This window comes from Vreelandella sp. F11, assembly GCF_042466685.1.
GTDB lineage: Bacteria > Pseudomonadota > Gammaproteobacteria > Pseudomonadales > Halomonadaceae > Vreelandella.
The window spans coordinates 1,333,027-1,356,156 of record NZ_CP170448.1; the positions used below are offsets into that span (position 1 = coordinate 1,333,027).

The window sequence follows — 23,130 nt, forward strand, 5'->3', positions numbered from 1 at the left end:
AACAATAATGAGTACTTGGAGATAACGCTATGACCCCTATTTGGCGCAACACACTGACCCTAGTCGGCGCGACCACCCTGACATTGGGTATGGCTCATGCCCAGAGCCCGGAACTCTCTGATCCGCCCGAAATTGAAGGGGAGGTGGTCGGTGATCACGGTTCACATATCTTACGTATGGGAATCGGTCTTGCGGAAAGCTCGCCGCAGTACCTATCCAGCCAATACTTTGGTGAGATTCTGGAGCAGCGTACTGACGGTCGTATTACTGTTAACGTATTCCCTAACAGTCAGCTAGGTGACGATGTACAGATGCTGGAAATGTTGCAAACCGGTACGCTGGACATGACCTATCCGTCTAGCTCGGCGACCACCGGCTATGTGGAACAGCTGGCTGCTTTTGACCTTCCTTTCCTGCTGCCAAGTCGTGAAGCTGCCGTAGCTGTCATGCAGAGCGATGTTGCTCAGGGTATGTTGGATGCTTTTGAAGGTACCGGCCTCAAGGCGCTCGCCTTCTCCGAAAATGGCTATCGTCAGCTCTCTAACAGTGCTCGCCCGGTGTCTAGTCCCGACGATGTTGCCGGTCTAGATGTGCGCGGTTTGAGCGTGCGCACCATGGAAAATCCGGTTCACTTGGCGATTTGGGAAGCATTAGGCGCCAACCCTACGCCCATGGCGTTTGGTGAGTTGTTCTCCGCGATGGAGCAGGGCGTGGTCGATGGTCAGGAAAATCCTTGGAGTACCATCCTGACCTCTAACTTCAACGAAGTGCAGGATTACGGCACCGAGACGCGTCACGTCTATACTCCCTTTATCATGATGCTTTCTGAGCGTACCTGGGATCGTATGGCGCCTGAGTATCAAGCGCTTGTGCAGGAAGCAGCGCGCCAGTCCGCAGAGTATGAAATTCAGCTCTCTGCTGAATACGATGATTGGTCTCGTGACCAGCTAGCAGAGCGTGGTATGGAAATTACCCGCCTGGACGACGAGCAGTTAGCCGCGTTTCAAGACGCCGTACAGCCGGTCTACGAAGAGTGGGCACCGCGCATTGGTGAAGACCTTATCGCCGACATTCAAAAGATTGTTGAAGAGAGCAGCAACTAAACCTTACGTTTAGCGCACCACTTGGGCAGGCCGTTGAGCCTGCCCGACGTGTCAGTGCCCTGGAGCTCCTATGTCACTCTCCTCTACACCCCCCAATACATCTACGCCGATTGAAGACCCCTCGGTGTATCTGGACGACCCCAATCGCAAGTCGCTGGAAATCGATACCGATACCCGCCAAGGCCCCGCCCTATTCCGCTGGCTGACCTTGGGCATGGAGTATCTGATCGGCGCTATTTTAGTGGCGTTGATAGTGTCTGTTTCCTGCAACGTAGTGGGGCGTGCACTCTTTAATCACTCCCTGCCTTGGGCGGATGAACTGGCGCGTATGCTTTTTATATGGCTGGTGTTTATCGGTGCTGCTGCCGCCTTTTCCCGCTATGAGCACATAGCCGTTGACGCCCTGGTTCGGCGCCTGCCGCTGCGCTTGGCGCATATGCTCTACCTGCTCCAACATGTGATTATTACCGGTCTGATGGTGGTCATGATTTGGGGCGGCTATCAAGTGTTGGCACGCTCGAGTGGGCGTTCGGCGATTATGAATGTACCGCTTAGCTTTATCAGCCTTTCGCTGGTGCTGTGCGTCATCTTCATTGCGGTAGTTTCGATTTGGCGGATATGGGTTAGTTTGAACGTTATTCGTCACCCTGAGCGGGAGCGCTAATCATGCTATGGATTTTTCTGGCTATTTTATTGGCCTCCATCGTTATTGGGCTGCCGATTGCCTTTGGTTTAGGCGTGGCAGCGTTGGTGATGGCGGTTCTCTCCGATATTCCACTGTCGATCATGATCGAACAGTCTATTCGTGGGGTTAACAGCTTTCCGCTGCTGGCAATCCCGTTCTTTATTTTAGTCGGCGAGGTGATGAGTAACGGCGGTATCGCGCGTCGCTTGATGGAACTGGCGGGCGCCTTGGTCGGCTTTATGCGTGGTGGTTTAGGGCAGGTGGCCATTACCGGTTCGATGTTTTTTGGTGGTATCAGTGGGTCAGCGGTAGCCGATACCGCCGCCACTGGCGCGATGATGATTCCTTCCATGAAAGAGCAGGGCTACACCGCGGCCAATGCCACCGCGATTAATACTGTCTCGTCGGTGATTGGAATCATTATTCCGCCTTCAATTCCGCTGATTCTGTACGGTATCGTCACCGAAACCTCCATTAGTCGCCTGTTTATCGCCGGTATTATCCCCGGTCTGTTGATTGGCTTTGCGCTCATGGTGACCACCTATATTCTTGCTAAAAAGGATGGTGGCGGCGTGCAGCAGTTCCGTTGGGATCGTCTCTGGAATGCTTTTAAAGCTGCCTGGTTGGCGCTCGTGCTTCCGGTGATTGTGATTGGCGGTATTATTTTTGGCGTGTTTACGGCTACCGAAGCGGCCGTGGCGGCCCTGCTATACTCGCTGGCGATTTCGCTGATCGTTTACCGGGAGTTTAAGCTTAAAGAGCTTGTCGGTATGCTGATCCGTACGGCTCGTCTGACCGGCATGGTCATGATGTTACTGGCGTTCGCGACGGTGATCGCTTGGTTCTTGACGATCAATATGGTGCCGCAAACCTTGGTTAGCCAGGTGCAGGCAATTACCCAAGATCCGTTTATGCTGCTGTTGATTGTCGCTTTCTTACTCCTGTTGGTGGGGTTTGTGATGGACTTAACCCCGGCGATGGTGATCATGGCGCCTATGCTAGCGCCAATTGTCACCTCAGTGGGGGTTGATGCAGCCTACTTCGGCGTGCTCATGGCGTTTGTATTAGGCATCGGGCTATTAACTCCACCGGTGGGCACCTGCCTCTATGTAGGCTGCGGTGTGGGTAAAGTCTCGATGGAGTCGTTGGTTAAAGCCATGCTGCCTTACTATGCGGCGCTCCTCGTGGTGTTGGTGGTTCTGATCGCCTTCCCAGGAATCGTTACTTGGCTGCCTGACCTCACCGCTGTACGCGGCAATTAACCAACAGGAGAGCCTCTGTGAAGAACCTCTCACAGCGTATTTTAGTGATGGGCGTGTCTGGTTGTGGGAAGTCACATATTGGCCAGCAGTTGGCGGAGACTCTAAGCTCGACCTTTATTGACGGTGACGATTATCACTCCCCAGCCAACGTGGCTAAAATGGCCAGTGGTACGCCGCTCAACGATGACGACCGGAGCGAGTGGCTGGATACCTTGGCGGCACTGTTTGCCGAGTATCGGGCAAGGGATGAGTCGCTGGTAATTGCCTGTTCCGGGTTGAAAAAACGTTACCGTGACCGACTGAGGCAAGGGGATCCCGCGCTGCAGATCCTCTATTTGGAGGGTAGCCGGGAGCTACTGCTTGAGCGGCTTGAAACCCGGGCAGGGCACTTCTTTAAAGGCGATACCATGTTGGCCAGTCAACTGGCCGACCTGGAACCGCCGAGTGAAGAGGAGGCCTTCAATGCCTCAATCACCTTGTCGCCCCAAGTGATTGTTGCTCAATTCGCGGCGACGCTGCCGGAGCCCCATCGCTCGCCCCGATAAAGAAAAGAGTGCACATTGGGGTCGCTCCCATTAGTTAGGCTCCAATGCTTGCATCTTGTATAAGGCAGTCACTTCTTGAAGAAAAAACGCCCCACCCTACAGGATATTGCCGACAACGTAGGGGCTACCAAAATGACGGTAAGCCGCTGCCTGAGAGATCCTGAAACCGTCTCGGAAGGCCTGCGTGAGCGCATTTTCTCGATTGCCGAGCAGATTGGTTATATTCCCAATCGTGCACCGGATTTGCTTTCCAGGGCGACCAGCCACTCCATAGGGGTGCTGGTACCGTCGCTCACCAACCAGGTATTCGCCGATGTGATCCTCGGTATCGAAACGCTGACGGAGCCTGCGGGCTATCACCTGATGCTTTCTCACTATGGCTATAGCCCTGAGCTGGAAGAGCGCAGCTTGGCCTCGCTGCTCTCCTATAATGTCGACGGGGTGATTTTGTCTGACCGTGACCATACACCGCGCAGCCTGCGTATGCTGGAAACTGCCGGTATCCCGATTGTTGAAATCATGGATACCCACCGCCCTCCGCTGCAGCAGGTGGTGGGTTACGATAACGTTCAAGCCGCGTATGACATGGTCAGCGAGATGATCGTACGAGGGCGACGCCAGGTGATTTACCTGGCGGTGCGCCTGGATGAACGTACTCGCCAGCGAGAGCGTGGCTACCGCGAAGCTATGCGAGAGCATGGCTTGACACCCGTTACGCTACAAAGCACCCAGCGCTCCTCTTACAGCGTGGGGGCGGCACTGCTGCAGCAGGTGATCGCAGATTACCCCGCAGCAGATGGCCTGTTCTGTACCAACGATGATGTTGCAGTAGGGGCCTATTTCGAATGCCTGCGGCGGGGAATCGATGTGCCAGGGCGGATGGCGTTGGCTGGTTTTCACGGCCACGATGTAGGGCAGGTGATGACGCCAAGACTCGCTAGTGTCGTCACGCCACGTCAGGCCATCGGCGAAACAGCCGCGAGGGAGTTGTTAGCACGGATCCGGGGAGAGTCGCTAACCCGGCCAGTGGTCGATTTGGGCTATCGTATTGAAACAGGCAGGACGCTATAGGCTCTGTTTTCGAGTAGCCGACAAGGCTGGGAGTGGCTAAAGTAGCCTTTTACTTTTGTCGCGAGGACGCCGTGGAGATTACTCAACTCAATATCTACCCTGTTAAATCCTTAAAAGGAATCAGCGTCAATCACAGCACGCTGCAAGAGCACGGGCTGGCCTGGGATCGCCGTTGGATGCTAGTGGATGCCCAGCAGCGTTTTGTCACCCAGCGCCAATTCCCGGCGCTCGCCACCGTGGAAGTCGCACTGACTGATAAGCACTTGGTGCTGTCGCACCCTAACGCCGAGCCGTTGAGCCTGTCACTGATCGAGCCAAAGGGAAATTTGCGCCTGGTTAAGGTGTGGAATGACCACTGTAAAGCACTGCCGGAGAGCGATGACGTATCTCGCTGGCTGGTCGCCGCCCTAGGTGAGCAGGCTCAGGGGCTTAGCATGGTGCGTTTTGCCACTGAGTTTACCCGTGCGGTTGAAGATGATTTCCTTGATGGTGGAGCAGCGCACACCTATTTCTCCGACGGTTATCCTTTTCTAATTGCCACCACGGGCTCATTAGACGCCTTGAATCAAGCCTTGGTAGCGAAGGGGGAGGCGCCAGTACCCATGAACCGCTTTCGGCCCAATATCGTGATAAAGAGCGATGAAGCGTGGGCGGAGGATCGTTGGGCAACGTTGTCAGAGCAAAGCGGCACTTTTCAACTGGCGTTACGCAAGCCGTGTAAGCGCTGCAAAATCACTACCATTGATCAGCATACCGCCGCGGTGCCTGCCCCGGCGGAGCCGCTGAAAACGTTGATAGAGCTGAATACTCAACCCTCCCAAAAAGGTGCGCACTTTGGTCAAAATGCCACCCTGCTCGAAGGCTCGGGCAGTGTTATTCGCGTAGGAGATAAATTATCGGTAACAGCCCGCAGCGTCTAAATCGCCCGGCATGCCTACTGCTTAAAGTGTGTTGTTTTTAATTAGTCAATATGGAAGATGTTATTAATTTAACGTTGACGCTTTTATAGGGAGTCTCTAGTGTCTTAAATACTAACATAATAGTATTTTTACACTGTGGGGAAGCGCTGTGGATCTCGCAACATTGATTGGCTTGGTAGGGGCTGCTGTATTAGTGGGCACCGCTGTGATTATGGGCACCTCACCAGAGGTGTTCATGAACCCCACTGGGCTGTTGCTAGTGGTAGGTGGGAGCCTGTTTGTGGTATTGGCTAAATTTAGTATTACGCAATTTAAATTTGCCTTTAAAGCAGCGGCACGAGCTTTTAAATTTCAACTGCCAAGTATTCAAGAGAGCATTGACGAGCTGGTTGAGTTATCAAAAGTGGCACGTCGAGAAGGGATGATTGCTCTGGAAAGTCGTGAAGTTAGTTCGCCATTTTTGCAGAAGGGGCTGCAAATGTTGGCTGACGGCTACAGTGCCGAGATGATAAGAGACATGATGGAAAAGGAGCGTCTGCTTACCTTGGAGCGTAATCAGGCGGGAGGGCAGGTGTTCTCAGCACTAGGAGAGGTGTCTCCTGCCATGGGGATGATTGGTACCTTGGTAGGCTTGGTGCAAATGCTCTCCAACATGGGCGATCCGTCACTCATTGGCCCAGCCATGGCCGTTGCCCTATTGACTACATTGTATGGTGCGATGATCGCCACGATGATCGCCAGTCCTATCGCAGATAAACTCTGGGTACGGATGAATCAGGAAGCCAAAATGCAGGAGCTGTGGATTGACGCAGTACTTGCCATTAAAGGCGATAAGAACCCCCGCGTGCTAGAGCAGATGTTGACGATATACCTGCCGCCGGAACACCGCAGTGCGTCAGACGCAGAAGCAGACAATACCGCAGGCGAGCGAACGTAACAACATGGCGCAAAAACAGACCAATATTCCAGCCTGGATGATCACCTACGCAGATCTCATGTCGCTGTTGCTGTGCTTTTTTGTGCTGTTACTCTCCTTTGCTGAAATCGATGCTGAAAAGTTTCGGCGGGTGGCGGACGAACTATCTAAAGCATTTGGTGTGCAGCGTGATATTGAAGCCACGCAGATACCGATGGGAACCAGTGCGGTAAAGCAGCATTTTTCCCCAGCTGTGCCAGACCGCACTTTGATAAACGAGGTGCGTCAGCAGACTCAGCAACAGCAGCCGCAGTTGGAATCCATGCGAAATGTGCTGGAAACCCAGCGCCAGTTGCAAAGCCTCCAGTTGGCTCAGAGTGTTGAAAAGCTGCTCGAGACATCGTTGCCAGAGGGCGTGGCAGAGATTGATATCGATCAGTTTCGCGTAGTGGTGCGAATTTCTGAAAATGGCACTTTTGGTTCGGGTAACGCTACTGTCACGCCCGCTTTTGAAGACGTATTGCAATCGCTAGCTACCCTTTTGGCCAATGTGCCAGGAACGATTTCCATTGATGGGCACACTGACGATGTGCCCATTCGGACATCCCAATTCCGCAGTAATTGGGATCTTTCAGCGATGCGGGCCGCTTCAGTGGCCAATGTCCTCACCGCCACCGGTGAGCTTGAGCCTAAGCGATTAATTGTTCAAGGCTTTGCCGACACTAGGCCATTGGCTTCTAACCTAACCAACGAAGGCCGGGCTGAAAATCGCCGCGTCGAGCTGATGATTGATTTGGATGCCGCTGTTACAGAGCGCGGTGAGCGTTCAGTTGAGTCATTGCAACCTGTTTCCCCCGACCCTATTGAATCTGTGGGGAACGATTCAACACCCTGATTCGGCATAAGCAAAGGAATCAGCTACGCTAGTAGCACGGTAAGCGTAGTTACCGTGTCTTATCGGAGCCCAATCGATAAGCTAACTATCACAGGAAAGGAGAACAGTATGGATAGTAAAGCAAGCGCACGCTGGGAAGGCGGGTTAAAGGACGGTAAAGGCAATGTATCTACTGAAAGCGGTGTATTAGATGCTGGCTACTCGTTTAAACAGCGTTTTGAGGGAGAGCCGGGTACCAATCCTGAAGAGCTGATCGGTGCGGCACACGCCAGCTGTTTCTCAATGGCGCTCTCAATGATTCTGGGTGAGAAAGGCTATACCGCTGACGCAATCGAAACCAGCGCAAAAGTAACCCTTTCCCAAAGTGATGCCGGTTTCGATATCTCGAAAATTCACCTGGACGTTGTTGCTGAGATCAGTGGCGCTGACGATGCCGCATTCCAGGAAGCAGCAGAAACGGCCAAAGCAAATTGTCCTGTTTCCAAAGTTCTAAATGCTGATATTAGCATGACGGCTAAGCTTAAATCCTAAGTTTAGATTTTGCTTTGCTTAAAAATAGGTTGTTTCCTTAACAAAGATGGCTCGCGTATAGATAGTGTGCGCGAGCCATTTTTTCCACTAAAAATCATTTTAGATTCCTGAGTGTTTATTGGTTTTTTAAATGATATGCATTAAAAAGCCCTGGCAATTGCCAGGGCTTTTATCTTCTGTCTAGTGTTTATTTGTTTTCATCTTCGTTACGGTTATACTCTTCAGCTGCTTCAAGGGCATCTTCTGAAGCATTAACGGTGATGACATAATTTTCGCCATCTTCGTCTTTGGTCAGCTCAAGTGAATCCCACTCGATAGCGACGTTTTTTTCGCCCATGCCCAGAAAGCCGCCAACGCCGACGACAACAGCATTAATTTGGCCATCTTCATCAATCACTAAGTCAGTGATGGTGCCGATATCTTCGTCATCTTCGACGCTGCTTTTAACTTGGTTACCGGTTAGGGCGTCAGCATGGAAAGTGCCTGCTGGCGTTTCAGTCAGGTAGGTTGCTTCCATGGTGGAGGTGTTCTCTTCAGCATTTACGGTGCCTGCGGCAAACATAAAGGCCGGAACCATGAGGGTGCCTAAAATAGTGGGTTTAATCATTTTCATTTTGCTTGCTCCTTGCGATTTTATTGGGCTTAACGACTCCGCGTAACAACCCGAATAAATCAATAGTGGCGGTATTGGCTTCGTTTAAAATAAGCGATAGCAATGCCGAAACTATTATTCCTAAGTGAGTTAATTACCCTAAATAACTAATACATTAAGGTATTGCATTAGGGTGATTGACGCTGTCTTGCGCTTCACTGCGCTAAGACACTTATTAGGTTAGCCGCTGTGTTCAAAAATACAACCATTCAATGAGATTTTTAGCTAATGGGGACGCTTCTATTTTTTGCCATTGCCCCACACGCGCGCCTTCGTGCGACAGTCTGTCGAGTTGACCCGCCCTCGATCAGTGGTCATATTCGTCTCCAAATGGCTCACTTGTATCCTCTGTTTGATAAAAGTGAGGTCGCATAAAAAGGAGAACCCCCTGACCATGAATCCCCACCCTTTGCAGACTATCAAGCAGCTCTGCGTCAGCAGTATTGCCTTAGGCGCATGGCTTTTTGCCTCAAGCGCGACAGCCGAAAACAGCGAGCTACCCAAAGGGCATTTTCTGCTGCCTGAAGTGGGCAATATGGTTGGCCAAGTGTATACCGTCACGGCGAACGAAGACGACACGCTGCTGGATATTGCCCGCATACACAATGTGGGCTATGAAGAAATTCGTATGGCTAATCCTGATGTTAGCCTCTGGGTTCCGGGAGAAGGGACAGAGGTCACCATCCCCGGGCAGTTTATCCTTCCCGATGAGGAGCGAACAGGCATCGTCATCAATGTGGCGGAGTTGCGCCTCTACTACTACCCCGATGTCGAGGCCGGAGAAGCGCCGCGGGTGGAGACTTATCCTATTGGTATTGGGCGTGACGCCTATAATACGCCGCTGGGGATTACCGAGACGACCATGCGCCTTGAAAATCCAGCCTGGTACCCACCTGAGTCGATTCGTCGTGAAGCTGCTGAGCGTGGTGATCCCGCCCCCGCGGTTGTGCCTCCCGGCGCCGATAACCCCTTAGGTAAGTACGCTATTCTGCTGGATATTCCCGGTTACCTGATCCATGGCACCAATCAGCCTGATGGCATTGGCATGCGCGCTAGCCGTGGCTGTATCCGCATGCACCCTGAAGATATTGAGTCGGTTTTTTGGCGGGTGCCAGTCGGCACGCAAGTCAATATTATCGATTCGCCGATCAAAGTAGGCTGGGATACCAGCGGTAAAGGCTACATCCAAGCGTTTACCGCCACGGATGAAAACGCTTATGGCATGGATACGCTGTTAAACGTGGTCGGGCTTATTGAACAGCACGAGGGCGGTAACACGCATAGCGCCAATTATGAGCAGGTGCGCGAAGTGCTGGAGCGGGCCAACGGGCAAATTGTTCCGCTTAGCTAGGCTGTTGTAGCGCTTAAAACCCTAACGTGCAGGATCAAGCACGCCACCCAGCGACGCATTGCGCCGAAACCAGCCGGCTATGCTGGTGCGCGGGTGGCGGGTTGGCAGTACTTCGTGGGGAATGGTTTCAGAGAGAAAACAGGCGAAAGTGCCTGCTTCGGGGATGACCCGGGCGACTTCCTGGCTGGGGTCGTCAGGATGATAAATCACCATTTCACCGCCGCCATCGCTTGGCCAGTTGGGGGTCAGATAGCCAACCGTTGAGATGACCCGGTTGGCGCGACCGCGAAAGCTATCCAAGTGTCGCTGATAGAAGGCGCCGGGGGGGTAGTGGGCAAAGTGAGCCTCGTACTCAAACAGGCCTAAAAACAGCGCGTGGTTAAGTGCCTGCCGTAGCTCGCTCATGGCGTCTAAGTAACGCCGTTGGGCAGCGCTCTCGCGATCCAGCCAGTGAATAGCGTCGCCACGGATATCTTTACGCAGTAGATGCTGTTGACCACGGCCAATACCCGCTTCATCCAAACCGTTATAAGCCGCCCGGTGCAGTAACTCTTGGTTCAGCGCTGCGCATAGTTCCAGGTCGATGGCCTCGCGGCCCACATACCAGCCCTGTTCAACCAGCGCATCTACCAGGGTGTTCTGCGTTGCAGGCTGGAGCGCAGGTGACGGTGTAGCAACATTGGGTGTCATTGGTTGGATCTCGATGGCGCCGAGCCCGAAACGGTCGTGGTGGAGTTTGAGAGACGGCTTTTGCGTTCAGGGTAGTGGCGCAAAGGCCCGTGGGGGCGTTGATATAGGTCGATCGGCATACCAAAACCTTCAGCCAGCAGTTCCACCAGCATCATGGCCGAAAGCCCCCAGATAACATGGCCGTCTACGTGGTAGCTGGGCACGTAGTGGGCCACCCCATCCACGGTAATCACATCGGTATGAGTACGGTGGTCGTCTAGAAAGTGGCTCAGCGGTACTTCAAAAATGGCGTCTAATTCGCCGGGGTCGGCAACCAAGGGTAGATCCGGCGGAATAATGCCCACCCAGGGGGTGACGCGAATGCCGTGAAGCGAAATAACGTCCGACAGCCGCCCCAGGGGTTGCACCAGGCCGGGGTCAAGGGCAATCTCCTCTTCTGCCTCGCGAAGCGCCGTAGCGTAGAGGTCAGCGTCAAAGGGTTCGCGCTTACCTCCCGGGAACGCCACCTGGCCGCTATGGGTGCTCAAATGGCTGGCGCGGCGGGTAAACAGTAAAGTAGGTGCTGGGCGTTCGACAATGGGCAGCAGGACGGCGGCCTCGGGCATCACGATGTGATCCAAGCGTTGAGGAGTCAGCTGTTGCAGCTGTTTACGCAGTTTCTCTAACATGGGGCATCCCATTACTTTGTTCTCTTTTACCCAGCAGCGGTCGTTGGCGTCAAGCGCGTCGAGACTTCTATTCACTAGCCGTTGAGAATATGCGATGAATTTCTGTAGCCAGTGTGGTGCTAAAGTACGTTTTGCCGTCCCGGAAGGGGATGACCGTCCGCGCTACCTGTGCGATGCCTGCGGCACGATACACTATCAGAATCCGCGCATCGTGGCCGGTACTCTGCCCGTTAGTGGTAGTAAAGTGCTGCTCTGTAAACGGGCGATTTCACCCCGTAAGGGGTATTGGACGCTGCCCGCTGGCTACATGGAAAACGCCGAATCGACCCAGCAGGCTGCTTCCAGAGAGACCCGGGAAGAGGCTTGCGCCGAGGTCGAACTGGCCAACCTCTACACGCTCATTGACCTGCCGCATATCAACCAGGTCTATATGATTTTTCGCGCTGAGTTAGTCGGTAGTTTCAGCGCCGGTCCAGAAAGCCTGGAAGTCGCGCTATTCGAGGAGCATGAAATCCCTTGGGATGAGCTGGCTTTCACCACCATCGAGCGTACGCTCAAACACTATTACGCCGACCGCCCTCACAACGAGTTCCCGCTGCATATCAGCATGGTAACGCCTGAAGATCGTGAACGTTACTTTGGTAGCGCTTAACACTAAAAGGTTTGATTATAGGTCGGCGAGCTGCCACACATCATAAGCGACCTCTTCGTAGGGATGGGCAAGTTTCAAGGCCGCAATAGCGCCGTGAATATGCGCTTCATCGCATAGCAGCTCGACTTTGAACTCTTCGACCTTTTCCAGACTGCCCACCGAGCCGATATGCGGGTGGGCGCCCTCCGTTGGGCGAAACTGGCCCGTACCGCGGGTTTGGAAACAGACGTTTTCGTAGGCGCCTACACGCCCTGCACCGGCCTCAAACACCGCCTGCTTGACGCTTTCGGCATCTTCTATGGGGACAAAAAAAGCGAGCTTATACATGGTGTATCTCCAAATGATCGGTTCATTGGAAAACGCTAAACGGTGGCTATCTTAGCGGATAGGTGACTATTGGTCTCGGGCTTGGCTTTGTATGATGATATTTTTATGACGTTTCCCCTATGACTGTTAGACGAGCCGCCTCATGGATAAATTTGAAGTAAAGTTGGATCAGGCCGCCAGGGCTGCCTGGATGTCCTACGTCGGTGGAATGACTCAGGATGAGATCGCCAGCCAGTTGGGGGTTTCACGCCCCGGCGTTCAGCGTTTATTAGCCTTGGCCCGCCAGGAGGGGCTGGTAAAAGTCCATATCGATCATCCGATCTCTCACTGTATGGCGCTGGGCAGCACACTGCGTGATCACTTCGGTTTGACCTACTGTGAAGTGGTGCCCGCTGATAGCCATGCCGCCGACAGCGCCGCCTCCTACTTGGCGGTTGCGGCCGCCGAGCGCATAGCGCAACTGGTTGAGCGCAGCGAACCGTTGACGCTTTCGCTGGGCACCGGACGTTCGGTGCGGGCAGCGGTAGAAGCGCTTAGCCGTGTCGAACGGCCCCAGCACCGTTTTGTGTCGCTGGTGGGCAATGTCGCCCGGGATGGCTCGGCCAACCGCTACGATGCGGTGATGGTGATGGCGGATAAAACCGGTGGCGAACGCTTCTTGCTGCCGGCACCCGTGGTCGCCGAGTCGCTGGCTGAAAAAGAGGCGATGCTTGCCCAGCGGCTGTTTAAGGCGATTGCTGATGTGGCCAGAGAGTCAGAGGCCGCCTTTATCGGTATCGGGCGTATTGATCGTCAGGCAACGCTGTTTCAAGACCACTTTATTAGTGAAAGCGAGCTGGACGAATTACTGGGACTGAAAGCAGTGGGGGAATTGCTTGGTTGGCCGCTGAACCGAGACGGCGAGGTGATTGACTGCTCCATTACACGGCGAGTCACCAGTCTTCCACTGGAGCGTTTTGGTAAACACCACATGGTAGCCATCGCGGGTGGCCACGAAAAAGCCCCGGCGATACACGCCGCGCTGCGCGGCAACTGGCTGAAAGGGTTGGTGACTGACGAAGTGGCCGCCCGACAGATTGTTGAGTCGCTATAGGTTCTGTGCACCGCAACATGCATTAGAGGTTATGAATTAGCGTAAAGTCTAAGCTAATCGGCTTTGCTTTTTTTTTGCTTACGTACGATCATTTGTTCGATAGTTGATCAATAAGATCAAGGCGACAACAATGCCAATACCAGCCCAAAGGAGTGCTTTATGCGACTCGCACGTCACTTGCCTGTCACCGCGCTAGCGGCCGCCATTGCCATGTCGGGCCAAGCCCAGGCGCAAACTGAAATTACCGTGGCCACGGTTAATAACAACGATATGGTGATTATGCAGAGCCTCACCGAGGCTTTCGAAGAGGCACATCCCGACATCACCCTGGACTGGGTGGTGCTGGAGGAGAACGTGCTTCGTCAACGCATGACCACCGATATTGCCACCGGTGGTGCCCAGTTCGATGTCATGACCATCGGTACTTACGAAGTGCCTATTTGGGCTGAGCGCGGCTGGCTTTCACCGCTGGATAATCTGCCCGACGACTACAATGAAGACGACCTGCTAGCCTCCGTTCGCGATGGTTTAAGCTACGACGATACGCTCCACGCACTGCCGTTTTATGCTGAAAGCTCAATGATGTACTACCGCACGGATCTATTCGAAGAAGCGGGCATTGAGATGAGCGAGCAACCCACCTGGGAAGAGGTGCGCGAGTGGGCGGGTGAGCTACATGGCACTCAGGATGGCTTGGCTGGAATCTGTTTACGTGGCAAGCCTGGCTGGGGCGAAAACATGGCGTTTGTCTCCACGCTGGTGAACACCTACGGTGGCCGCTGGTTTGACGAAGAGTGGAACCCTGAACTCAACTCTGAAGCCTGGGTGAACGCTATTCAATTTTATGTCGATTTGCTCAACGACTACGGCCCGCCGGGGGCTAGCTCCAACGGCTTTAACGAAAATCTGGCGCTATTCTCCCGAGGCAACTGCGCCATGTGGGTGGATGCCACCTCTGCAGCTGGCAAACTGTATGACGGCAATGAATCCGATGTGGCGGACAGCCTAGGGTTTGCCCCGGCACCCGTGGCCGAAACACCTAAGGGCTCCCATTGGTTGTGGTCCTGGGCGTTAGCCATCCCGGCTTCTTCAGAGAACCAGGACGCGGCGCTTGAGTTTATTACCTGGGCAACTTCCCAGGAATACATTGAGCTGGTCGGTGAAACCCAAGGCTGGACCAGTGTGCCACCAGGCACCCGGGAATCGACCTACGCCAATGAGCAGTACACCGAAGCCGCGCCCTTTGCTGACTTCGTGCTAAAGGCCATTAAGGACGCCGATCCCACGGACTCTACCCTGGAGCCCAACCCTTACGTGGGTGTTCAGTTCGTCGGTATTCCCGAGTTTCAGTCGATCGGTACCCAGGTGGGGCAAACCATTGCCGCGGCGTTAACCGGTGATACCACGGTGGAGCAGGCGCTAGAGAGTGCTCAGCGTGCCACCGAACGCACCATGCAGCGGGCTGGCTACATCGAACGATAAAAGAGAATGACGCCTGCCTTCCCCTTGTTTACTACAGCGGAGGCAGGTGTTTTATCGATGTTTTCGAGCAGTTTTTTGTAAACAGCCTCGTACTTCGCAGGTAACCCCATGACTAAAACACGTGCTTCCGGCCGTACCGTCGGTGGGCTGAGAACGCTGTCGCTCCAAGCGCCGGCCGTGACGCTACTGCTGCTATGGATGATTGTGCCGTTAGGCATGACGCTATGGTTCTCTTTTCAGTATTACAACCTGCTCATGCCCGGTATGACCGGCTTTGCCGGGTTGGAAAACTATGAATACCTGCTCACCGACCCAGCGCTGTGGGCAGCGATGGGTAACACGCTGCTGCTGGTGGGGTGGGTGCTGGCGATTACCGTGGTGGGCGGCACCCTGCTAGCGGTGCTCTTCCAGCAAGAGTTCGCAGGACGCGGGATCGCCCGTGTACTGGCGATCTCACCGTTTTTTGTAATGCCCACCGTGAGTGCTCTGGTGTGGAAGAACATGATGATGCACCCCTCGAATGGGGTGCTGGCGTGGCTGGCTGAGTCCATCGGGTTGCCCGCCGTCGACTGGTTTTCCTCGCTGCCGCTGACCTCGATTGTGATCATCGTGGCTTGGCAGTGGCTGCCGTTTGCACTGCTGATTCTGCTCACCTCCATGCAGTCGCTGGATGAGGATCAAGTGGAGGCCGCCAGAATGGACGGGGCAGGGCCGGTGGCGATTTTCTTCTTTATTACGCTGCCGCACCTAAAACGAGCCATTAGCGTGGTCATCATGATTGAGATGATCTTCCTGCTGACCATCTTTGCCGAGATTTTTGTCACCACCTCCGGTGGGCCTGGCTTGGCCACGACCAATCTGGCCTACCTGATTTACATTCGTGCGCTGCTGGATTTTGACGTGGGCACTGCCTCCGCCGGTGGGGTGATCGCGATCATTCTCGCCAATATCGTGGCGATCTTCCTGGTTCGAATGGTAGCCAAAAACCTGGAAGAGTAGACCGGCACTTGTGTCCTGGGAGTACTTTGATGACAACATTAAATTCCAAAACCGCCGCGCCTCACTCTGTGTCGCGGTGGCGGTCAGCGCAAAGCAAGCGCCTCTTGCTAACGCTCTTGGGTTGGTCGGTGGCGCTGGTGATCTTCTTTCCGATCTTTTGGATGATCCTGACCGGTTTTAAAACGGAATCGGCGGCGATTGCTGACCCCACGCTGATTTTTTCCCCTACCTTGGAGAGCTACCAGGCGGTACAGGCACGTTCGGGCTATACCCGATTTGCACTTAACAGCGTAGTGGTGGCGTTTGGTTCGACGTTCTTCGCACTGTTGATTGCGATTCCTTCAGCCTATGCCATGGCTTTTTTGCCGACTAAACGCACCAAGGGCACGTTGCTGTGGATGCTCTCTACCAAAATGTTGCCCTCGGTAGGTGTGCTGGTGCCGATTTACCTGATTTTTCGCGACGTTGGGCTACTCGATACCCGCACCGGCCTAATCATTGTCTATACGCTGATGAACCTGCCGATCGTGGTGTGGATGCTCTACACCTTCTTTAAGGATATGCCTAAAGACATTCTTGAAGCGGGGCGGATGGACGGTGCTTCGACACTGCAGGAAGTGTGCTTTCTGTTGCTGCCACTCACGCTGCCGGGGATCGCCTCAACGGGCCTGCTATCGGTCATTTTGAGTTGGAACGAGGCGTTCTGGAGTCTCAACCTAACGACCTCAAATGCTGCGCCGTTAACCGCCTATATTGCCTCATTCTCAAGCCCTGAGGGGCTGTTCTGGGCCAAATTGTCCGCCGCTTCCACCATGGCGATTGCGCCGATTTTGATACTTGGTTGGATGACCCAAAAACAAATGGTGCGCGGCCTCACCTTTGGTGCCGTCAAGTAAAGGATCTTCCTCATGGCAACACTACAACTGCACAATATTACCAAGCGTTTCGGCGATACCGAGGTGATCAAGGGCATCGACCTTGAGGTGAATGACCGCGAATTTGTGGTCTTCGTGGGGCCTTCCGGCTGCGGTAAATCGACCCTAATGCGCATGATCGCCGGACTGGAGAGCGCCTCCGACGGCGATATTCTGATCGACGGCCAGCGCATCAATGACGTAGGCCCAGCCGATCGCGGCCTCGCCATGGTGTTTCAGAGCTACGCGCTCTATCCGCACATGACGGTAGAGGACAACATGGGGTTCAGCATGCGCTTGGCGGGGGTGCCCAAAGAGGAGCGACGGGCCAAAGTGCTGGAAGCGGCCAAGATTCTGCAGCTGGAGCCACTGTTGGATCGCAAGCCCAAAGCGCTCTCCGGCGGTCAGCGCCAACGGGTAGCGATTGGCCGGGCGATTGTACGTAACCCCAGTATCTTCCTGTTTGATGAGCCGCTCTCCAACTTGGATGCTGCGCTGCGGGTTCAGATGCGTATCGAGCTGGCGCGCCTGCACGATGAGCTGGACGCCACCATGATCTACGTCACCCACGATCAGATCGAAGCGATGACCATGGCGGATAAAATCGTTGTCCTCCACGACGGTGTGGTCGAGCAGGTGGGCTCGCCCATGGCGCTCTATCATCATCCGCGTAATCGCTTTGTAGCGGGTTTTATCGGCTCGCCGAAAATGAATTTTCTGCCGGTAACGCTGACCAGCGTTTCGCCTGAAGGCGTGGGGATTCGGATGCCCGGTGGCGGTGAACGCAGCGTGCCGGTGGACGGTCAGCACCTGGAGGCCAACGCCCCCCTGGAGCTGGGTGTTCGCCCGGAACACTTAGTGCTCGAGGAGCAGGGGCCCCTGAGCGGAGAGATCAAAGTGCTGGAGCGGCTAGGCGGCCAGACCTCACTCTATGTCCAGATGGACGACGAACTCATCACTATCATGGCCGATGGCGACGTGGCTTACCGGGTCAACGATACGGTGCATTTCGGCTTTGCCCCTGAGCGTGCCCATCTTTTTGAGGCTAGCGGCCTGGCCCTGCCCAGCTTGCAGCAGCACCCTCTGGCGGGTCTGACCCGCCACGATAACCGTGCCCCCGGCTCGCCTTCTGAGGAGCCTGCATGAGGACACTCATCTTTGACTGCGATGGCGTGCTGGTCGATAGCGAAGCCCTTGCCGAAGGCACTCTGGTGGAGTACCTCTCCCACTGGCTGCCCGATCTGAATATCGATCAGGAACTGGGCCAGGCGCTAGGGATGACCACGGCGGCGATTCTCGCTCATCTCGAAGCATTAAGTGCCCACGCCCTGCCTGTGGATGCCACCGAACAGGTGGATACCGCCATTGAGGCGCGTCTGGCGCGAGAGCTTAAAGCCATAGAGGGAGCTGACAAGGCGGTTCGTGGCATCACATTGGAGAAGGCGGTGGTCTCCAACAGCCGCCGCAGCCGCGTGCTGGCTTCACTGGCGAGCACGGGATTGGCCGAGGCGTTTGGCGAGGTGCCTATTTTTACCGCTGACCAGGTGGCTAATCCCAAACCCGACCCTGCGCTCTATCGCTTGGCGGCCTCTCACTTAGGCCAAGTACCACGGGACTGCCTGGTGGTAGAGGATAGCGTGGCCGGGGTGACCGCCGCCCATGCCGCGGGTATGTGTGTGATTGGGTTCGTTGGTGCCAGCCATGTGGATGCAGAGCAGTCGGCGCGGCTGACCCAAGCTGGCGCTTGGCGCATTTTAGCGCATATGCATGGCCTGGAAGCGTTGGTGGATGAGTGGCAAGCCAGTGGTCAATAGATCACTTAATAAAGGGGTTCCGGCAATAACGGCGCAGCAAGAAATGAGAGCATAAAGATGAAGCTAAACAACAAAGTCGCGGTGATTACCGGCGGCGCGCGGGGCATCGGCCTGGCCATTGCCCAGCGCTATTTAAGCGAAGGCGCAAGCGTTGTGGTGGCGGATATTGACCGCCTTGCCATTGATGATGCAGTGGCGACACTGCAGCAGCAGGCGGATGGTGAAAAGGTGATGGGGGTTGAGCTCAATGTCTGCGTTCAGGCCTCGATAGATGCCATGGTAGAGGCAGTCAACAAGCGCTTTGGTGGCATCGATATTCTGGTCAATAACGCTGCGGTCTTTGATATGGCGCCGGTGCTTGAGGTGACCGAGGCGAGCTTCGACAAGCAGTTTGCGGTCAATACCAAAGGCATGTTCTTTACCCTGCAGGCGGTTGCCCGTTCCATGGTGGCCCGCGGCCAGGGGGGCAAAATTATCAATATGGCTTCCCAGGCAGGTCGCCGCGGTGAAGCATTGGTAAGCGTTTACTGTGCCAGTAAAGCCGCAGTAATAAGCCTTACCCAATCCAGTGGGTTGGATCTGATCAAGCACCGCATCAACGTTAATGGCATTGCCCCCGGCGTGGTGGATACGCCGATGTGGGAGGAGGTCGACGCGCTGTTTGCCCGTTTTGAAAACCGTCCGCTGGGTGAGAAGAAACGTTTGGTGGGAGAGGCAGTGCCGTTTGGGCGTATGGGGTTGCCCGAAGATCATACTGGCGCGGCGGTGTTTTTGGCCAGCCAGGACAGCGACTATGTGGTCGCTCAGACGCTCAATGTCGATGGCGGCAACTGGATGAGCTGAGGTGGTCATGAGCCCTGATCTAGATACGTTAGCCCGGCAGATTATTGGCGCCGCTGAAGGCGCATCACGCTACCTGGTGGCGCTGGCAGGGCCACCAGGGGCGGGAAAATCCTACCGCAGCGCCCAGCTCTGCGCTGCTATTAATCAACACCTGCCAGGCCAGGCGGGGCTGGTGCCCATGGACGGCTACCACTTCGATAACGCTGTGCTGGGCGAGCAGCAGGTGCCCGTCAAAGGTGCGCCCCATACCTTCGATGTGGAGGGATTGCGCTGCGACCTTGAGCGTATCCGCCAGGCTATTCACCCGGTAGCGGTGCCGGTATTTGATCGTCCGCTGGATCTCGCCCGTGCCGGTGGGCGCCTGATTACTCTTGAACAGCGCATTGTCATTGTTGAGGGTAACTACCTGTTGCTTGACCGCTCTCCCTGGCGCGAACTGCGCCCGCTGTTTGATTGGACGCTGTTTATAGACGTCGACGATGTCGTGCTGGTTGAGCGTCTGGTCAGCCGCTGGCTTGAGATGGGCCAAGATCGCACCGGGGCGCTTGAGCGCACCCACCACAAAGACATGCTCAACGCGCAGTTAGTAAAGAGTTGCTGTTTACCGCCCGACCAGCGCTGGCGCTAGTACTTTGTGTTAGCACACTTAAACCGCACCTTTTATCTATCTTTACCTACCTTTATTCACCCCATCGCGCCAAGTAGGCCTTGGCTGGAGAGTCCCATGACCCGACTTAACAATCACAACCTGGGCAAGCTAACCGACGATGTTGCTAAACCTAATTACGTTGCTAAACCTCAATATGACCGTAAGACGCTCACCCCCGGCATCGTACATATTGGAGTAGGCGGCTTTCATCGTGCCCACCAGGCGATGTACCTGGATACGCTGATGAATCAGGGCGAAGCGTTGGACTGGGGCATTGTGGGTGTAGGCGTGATGCCAGGCGACAAGCGCATGCAGCAGGCACTGGCAGCTCAGGATTATCTCTACACGCTGGTGGTTAAGCACCCTGATGGCCAGTATGAGCCACGGGTCATTGGCAGTATGGTCAATTATCTATTCGCACCGGAAGAGACCGAGGCGGTGATCGAGCAGATGGCTGACCCAGTGATTCGTATTGTGTCATTGACGGTGACCGAAGGTGGTTACAATTTTCACCCGGTAAGTGGCGAATTCGATCTCGATAACCCCCAGGTGCGTGGTGATCTTGCCAACCCTACTCAGCCTACTACCAGCTTCGGGCTAGTGGTGGAGGCGCTTGCCCGCCGCCGTGCCCGCGACATTGCGCCCTTTACCGTGATGTCTTGCGATAATATTCAAGGCAACGGCGACGTGGCCAAACGCATGTTCGGCGCCTATGCCCAGGCGCGGGATGCAGAATTAGGTACTTGGCTGGAAGCAGAGGTGGCATTCCCCAACGCCATGGTAGATCGCATTACCCCGGTTACGTCGCCCACGGATATTGATGAGCTTGCCCAGCGCTTTGGCGTTGAAGATGCTTGGCCGGTGGTCTGTGAGCCCTTCACCCAGTGGGTATTGGAGGATCACTTTCCCCTTGGTCGCCCGGCGCTTGATAAAGTAGGGGTTCAAGTGGTGGAAGACGTCGAACCCTATGAACTCATGAAGCTGCGCCTGCTTAACGCCAGCCACCAGGCATTGACCTATTTGGGCTATTTAGCCGGTTACCGCTACGCCCATGAAGTGTGTCAGGATCCACTATTCGTCGATTTTTTGCTGGGCTATATGCGTGAAGAGGGCACGCCCACTCTGGCACCGGTGCCAGGTGTTGATCTCGAAACCTACCGTTTAACGCTGATGGAGCGCTTCGCCAACCCGCAAATCAAAGATACTCTGGCACGGCTCTGCGCTGAAAGCTCCGACCGGATTCCCAAATGGCTGGTACCGGTGATTCGCCAGCAGTTGGCCCAGGGCGGTGAGATAGAGCGCAGCGCCACGGTAGTGGCCAGCTGGGCGCGCTACGCTGAAGGGGTGGACGAGCAGGGCGAACCCATAGAGATTGTGGATCGTTTGAAGGCACCATTAATGGCCATTGCTGCCGAAAATCGCTCGCGGCCCACGGCCTTTATCGAAAATCGCGAGCTGTTTGGCGACTTAATCGACAGCCCACGCTTTGTTGAAGCCTATTTAGCCGCGCTAAGTTCCCTGCACGAACGTGGCGCACGGGCTACCCTAGAGGGTCTGGCATCGTCCGAAGGAACAGTGTGATGTATATCGGGGTGGATTGCGGTACCCAGAGTACCAAAGTAGTCGTGGTCGACGTTGAGCGAGGAAAAATTCTCGCCGAAGCAAGCCGTCCTCACCGCTTGGAAGAGGGCGAAAATGGCCGCCGTGAACAGGCGCCTGTGGAGTGGTTAGCCGCATTGAAAGCGGCGTTTTTTGCCGCGTTGGACAAAGCCGCTGTATCGGCGAGCCAAGTGCGCGGCATGGGTGTTTCTGGCCAGCAGCACGGCATGGTGGCGTTGGATGGCAACGGTGTGCCGGTCTACCCCGCCAAGCTATGGTGCGATACCGAGACCAGTGCCCAGAATGCCGATTTAGTGGCTCGATTGGGGGGCGAGGCGGGTTGTTTGGAGAAGCTGGGGCTAGTGCTGCAAACCGGCTACACAGCCTCTAAAGTTGCCTGGCTGCGTGAGCATCAGCCGGAGGCGTATCGGCGTATCGAGAGTCTGCTGCTGCCCCACGACTACCTCAATTTCTGGCTGACGGGCGAGCGCGTTACCGAGGCGGGTGACGCCTCCGGCACCGGCTACTTTGACACCCGCAAACGCTGCTGGCAGCTAGACGTATTTGCACAGATAGCCCCAGAGTTAGACCCCGAAAGGGTGCTCCCCCGTGTGCTGGCAGCCCATGAGCCGGTAGGCGTCGTGTGCCCAGCCGTGGCCCGGGAACTGGGGCTCGGCGATCAGGTAGTCGTCTCCTCTGGCGGCGGTGATAATATGCTGGGTGCCATTGGTACAGGCAATATCACCCCAGGATTGATCACGCTCAGTTTGGGCACTTCCGGCACCGTCTGCGCCTACTCGGCGACTTCTGTTGAGTGCGATAGCGCCATGGTGGCCAACTTCTGTTCCAGTACCGGTGGCTGGCTGCCGCTGATCTGCACCATGAATGTCACCTCGGCGACTACACGGGTGCGTGAGCTGTTTGGATTGGATCTGGCCGCTTTTGGCGAGCGAGTGGCCAGCGCGCCCATAGGCGCTGAAGGCGTCACCGTGCTGCCATTTTTTAACGGCGAACGGGTGCCGATGCTGCCCGACGCCTCGGCGGACTTTCTTGGCCTGACCAGCTTAAACACCACCCAGGCTAATTTATGCCGGGCCGTGGTGGAGGGGGCCACTTTCGGGCTACGCTATGGGCTGGAGTTGTTGGGCGATTTAACCGCCGGGGCCAGCCAGATCCGTTTGATCGGTGGCGGTGCCAACAGCCCCGTGTGGCGGCAGATGGTTGCTGACATTACCGGCACCCAGGTAATTTGTCCTGAGATTACCGACGCGGCCGCGTTAGGTGCGGCGATACAGGCGGCCTGGTGCGACCAGCGTTCAGAGGGCGTCACCCTGGAAGCGCTGTGTGAAAAACTGGTCCACCTGGATGCCCAGTCACTGGCTGACCCCCATCCAGGGCGAGTGGCTGCTTACCAACCCATTTATAGGCGCTACTGCGCAGAACTTGAACAACGCCATGGCGGCGCTTAA

General features: G+C 55.3%; 25 protein-coding genes. 21 read left to right on the top strand and 4 right to left on the bottom strand.

Annotation, left to right across the window (positions count from 1 at the left end; translation table 11 throughout):
* Nucleotides 1-29 precede the first annotated feature (29 nt).
* The 9 genes from ACFIOZ_RS06020 to ACFIOZ_RS06060 all read left to right on the top strand — a co-directional run bounded on the left by ACFIOZ_RS06020 (nt 30) and on the right by ACFIOZ_RS06060 (nt 7,928).
* Nucleotides 30-1,103 (top strand): TRAP transporter substrate-binding protein, encoded by a 1,074-nt coding sequence (locus tag ACFIOZ_RS06020; protein WP_386082786.1) that lies wholly within the window; start codon nt 30-32, stop codon nt 1,101-1,103.
* Nucleotides 1,104-1,173: 70 nt separating this feature from the next.
* Nucleotides 1,174-1,767, top strand: coding sequence for a TRAP transporter small permease (locus ACFIOZ_RS06025; protein ID WP_386082787.1), 594 nt, complete (start codon nt 1,174-1,176; stop codon nt 1,765-1,767).
* A 2-nt stretch (nt 1,768-1,769) separates the two neighbouring features.
* Nucleotides 1,770-3,050, top strand: a complete 1,281-nt coding sequence (locus tag ACFIOZ_RS06030) for a TRAP transporter large permease (RefSeq protein WP_211593363.1) — start codon at nt 1,770-1,772, stop codon at nt 3,048-3,050.
* Nucleotides 3,051-3,067: 17 nt separating this feature from the next.
* Entirely contained in the window at nt 3,068-3,595 is a 528-nt protein-coding gene (locus tag ACFIOZ_RS06035) for a gluconokinase (protein WP_386082788.1), read from the top strand.
* A gap of 75 nt (nt 3,596-3,670) precedes the next feature.
* A complete protein-coding gene (gntR, locus tag ACFIOZ_RS06040) occupies nt 3,671-4,666 on the top strand; it encodes a gluconate operon transcriptional repressor GntR (RefSeq protein WP_386082789.1) in 996 nt (331 codons plus the stop codon).
* 71 nt (nt 4,667-4,737) lie between these two features.
* Complete coding sequence (locus ACFIOZ_RS06045; protein WP_386082790.1) at nt 4,738-5,586, top strand: MOSC domain-containing protein; 849 nt, start codon at nt 4,738-4,740, stop codon at nt 5,584-5,586.
* Between the two features lie 148 nt (nt 5,587-5,734).
* The gene (locus tag ACFIOZ_RS06050; protein ID WP_386082791.1) at nt 5,735-6,523 is read left to right on the top strand and encodes a MotA/TolQ/ExbB proton channel family protein; all 789 of its coding nucleotides are present in this window, start codon (nt 5,735-5,737) and stop codon (nt 6,521-6,523) included.
* Nucleotides 6,477-7,397: a flagellar motor protein MotB gene (locus ACFIOZ_RS06055; RefSeq protein WP_386082792.1), complete on the top strand. Its 921-nt coding sequence runs from the start codon at nt 6,477-6,479 to the stop codon at nt 7,395-7,397. Before ACFIOZ_RS06050 ends, ACFIOZ_RS06055 begins: the two co-directional genes overlap by 47 nt.
* A 108-nt stretch (nt 7,398-7,505) precedes the next feature.
* Nucleotides 7,506-7,928 carry an OsmC family protein gene (locus tag ACFIOZ_RS06060; RefSeq protein WP_386082793.1) on the top strand — a complete coding sequence of 141 codons (423 nt, stop codon included), beginning with the start codon at nt 7,506-7,508 and terminating at the stop codon, nt 7,926-7,928.
* A 187-nt stretch (nt 7,929-8,115) separates the two neighbouring features.
* Here the strand turns inward: ACFIOZ_RS06060 and ACFIOZ_RS06065 are convergent, their stop codons facing one another.
* Complete coding sequence (locus ACFIOZ_RS06065) at nt 8,116-8,541, bottom strand: PRC-barrel domain-containing protein (protein ID WP_386082794.1); 426 nt, start codon at nt 8,539-8,541, stop codon at nt 8,116-8,118.
* Nucleotides 8,542-8,974: 433 nt separating this feature from the next.
* Between ACFIOZ_RS06065 and ACFIOZ_RS06070 the strand changes: the two genes are divergently transcribed.
* Nucleotides 8,975-9,931, top strand: coding sequence for a L,D-transpeptidase family protein (locus tag ACFIOZ_RS06070; RefSeq protein WP_386082795.1), 957 nt, complete (start codon nt 8,975-8,977; stop codon nt 9,929-9,931).
* Nucleotides 9,932-9,952: 21 nt separating this feature from the next.
* On the opposite strand, the gene ACFIOZ_RS06075 is transcribed toward ACFIOZ_RS06070, so the two are convergent.
* Nucleotides 9,953-10,621: a 2OG-Fe(II) oxygenase gene (locus ACFIOZ_RS06075; protein WP_386082796.1), complete on the bottom strand. Its 669-nt coding sequence runs from the start codon at nt 10,619-10,621 to the stop codon at nt 9,953-9,955.
* Nucleotides 10,618-11,289 carry a CoA pyrophosphatase gene (locus ACFIOZ_RS06080; RefSeq protein WP_386082797.1) on the bottom strand — a complete coding sequence of 224 codons (672 nt, stop codon included), beginning with the start codon at nt 11,287-11,289 and terminating at the stop codon, nt 10,618-10,620. Before ACFIOZ_RS06080 ends, ACFIOZ_RS06075 begins: the two co-directional genes overlap by 4 nt.
* Nucleotides 11,290-11,383: 94 nt before the next feature.
* On the opposite strand from ACFIOZ_RS06080, the gene ACFIOZ_RS06085 reads away from it, so the two are divergent.
* Nucleotides 11,384-11,941, top strand: coding sequence for an NUDIX hydrolase (locus ACFIOZ_RS06085; protein ID WP_386082798.1), 558 nt, complete (start codon nt 11,384-11,386; stop codon nt 11,939-11,941).
* A 15-nt stretch (nt 11,942-11,956) separates the two neighbouring features.
* Here the strand turns inward: ACFIOZ_RS06085 and ACFIOZ_RS06090 are convergent, their stop codons facing one another.
* Nucleotides 11,957-12,268, bottom strand: a complete 312-nt coding sequence (locus ACFIOZ_RS06090) for an NGG1p interacting factor NIF3 (protein WP_386082799.1) — start codon at nt 12,266-12,268, stop codon at nt 11,957-11,959.
* A 142-nt stretch (nt 12,269-12,410) separates the two neighbouring features.
* Between ACFIOZ_RS06090 and ACFIOZ_RS06095 the strand changes: the two genes are divergently transcribed.
* The 10 genes from ACFIOZ_RS06095 to xylB all read left to right on the top strand — a co-directional run bounded on the left by ACFIOZ_RS06095 (nt 12,411) and on the right by xylB (nt 23,130).
* Nucleotides 12,411-13,361, top strand: coding sequence for a sugar-binding transcriptional regulator (locus ACFIOZ_RS06095; RefSeq protein WP_386082800.1), 951 nt, complete (start codon nt 12,411-12,413; stop codon nt 13,359-13,361).
* Between the two features lie 159 nt (nt 13,362-13,520).
* Nucleotides 13,521-14,843 carry an ABC transporter substrate-binding protein gene (locus tag ACFIOZ_RS06100; protein ID WP_386082801.1) on the top strand — a complete coding sequence of 441 codons (1,323 nt, stop codon included), beginning with the start codon at nt 13,521-13,523 and terminating at the stop codon, nt 14,841-14,843.
* 108 nt (nt 14,844-14,951) lie between these two features.
* Nucleotides 14,952-15,842, top strand: coding sequence for a carbohydrate ABC transporter permease (locus ACFIOZ_RS06105; protein WP_386082803.1), 891 nt, complete (start codon nt 14,952-14,954; stop codon nt 15,840-15,842).
* Between the two features lie 29 nt (nt 15,843-15,871).
* Nucleotides 15,872-16,738, top strand: a complete 867-nt coding sequence (locus ACFIOZ_RS06110; protein ID WP_386082804.1) for a carbohydrate ABC transporter permease — start codon at nt 15,872-15,874, stop codon at nt 16,736-16,738.
* Between the two features lie 12 nt (nt 16,739-16,750).
* Complete coding sequence (locus ACFIOZ_RS06115) at nt 16,751-17,902, top strand: ABC transporter ATP-binding protein (protein WP_386082806.1); 1,152 nt, start codon at nt 16,751-16,753, stop codon at nt 17,900-17,902.
* On the top strand, nt 17,899-18,570 hold the full coding sequence (locus tag ACFIOZ_RS06120) for an HAD family hydrolase (RefSeq protein WP_386082807.1): 672 nt from the start codon (nt 17,899-17,901) through the stop codon (nt 18,568-18,570). The genes ACFIOZ_RS06115 and ACFIOZ_RS06120 overlap by 4 nt, the downstream gene beginning before the upstream one ends.
* A 57-nt stretch (nt 18,571-18,627) precedes the next feature.
* Nucleotides 18,628-19,413, top strand: coding sequence for an L-iditol 2-dehydrogenase (locus ACFIOZ_RS06125; RefSeq protein WP_386082808.1), 786 nt, complete (start codon nt 18,628-18,630; stop codon nt 19,411-19,413).
* A 7-nt stretch (nt 19,414-19,420) separates the two neighbouring features.
* The gene (locus tag ACFIOZ_RS06130) at nt 19,421-20,041 is read left to right on the top strand and encodes a nucleoside/nucleotide kinase family protein (protein WP_386082809.1); all 621 of its coding nucleotides are present in this window, start codon (nt 19,421-19,423) and stop codon (nt 20,039-20,041) included.
* Nucleotides 20,042-20,137: 96 nt separating this feature from the next.
* Nucleotides 20,138-21,643, top strand: a complete 1,506-nt coding sequence (locus tag ACFIOZ_RS06135; RefSeq protein WP_386082810.1) for a mannitol dehydrogenase family protein — start codon at nt 20,138-20,140, stop codon at nt 21,641-21,643.
* Nucleotides 21,643-23,130, top strand: coding sequence for a xylulokinase (gene xylB / locus ACFIOZ_RS06140; RefSeq protein ID WP_386082811.1), 1,488 nt, complete (start codon nt 21,643-21,645; stop codon nt 23,128-23,130). The genes ACFIOZ_RS06135 and xylB overlap by 1 nt, the downstream gene beginning before the upstream one ends.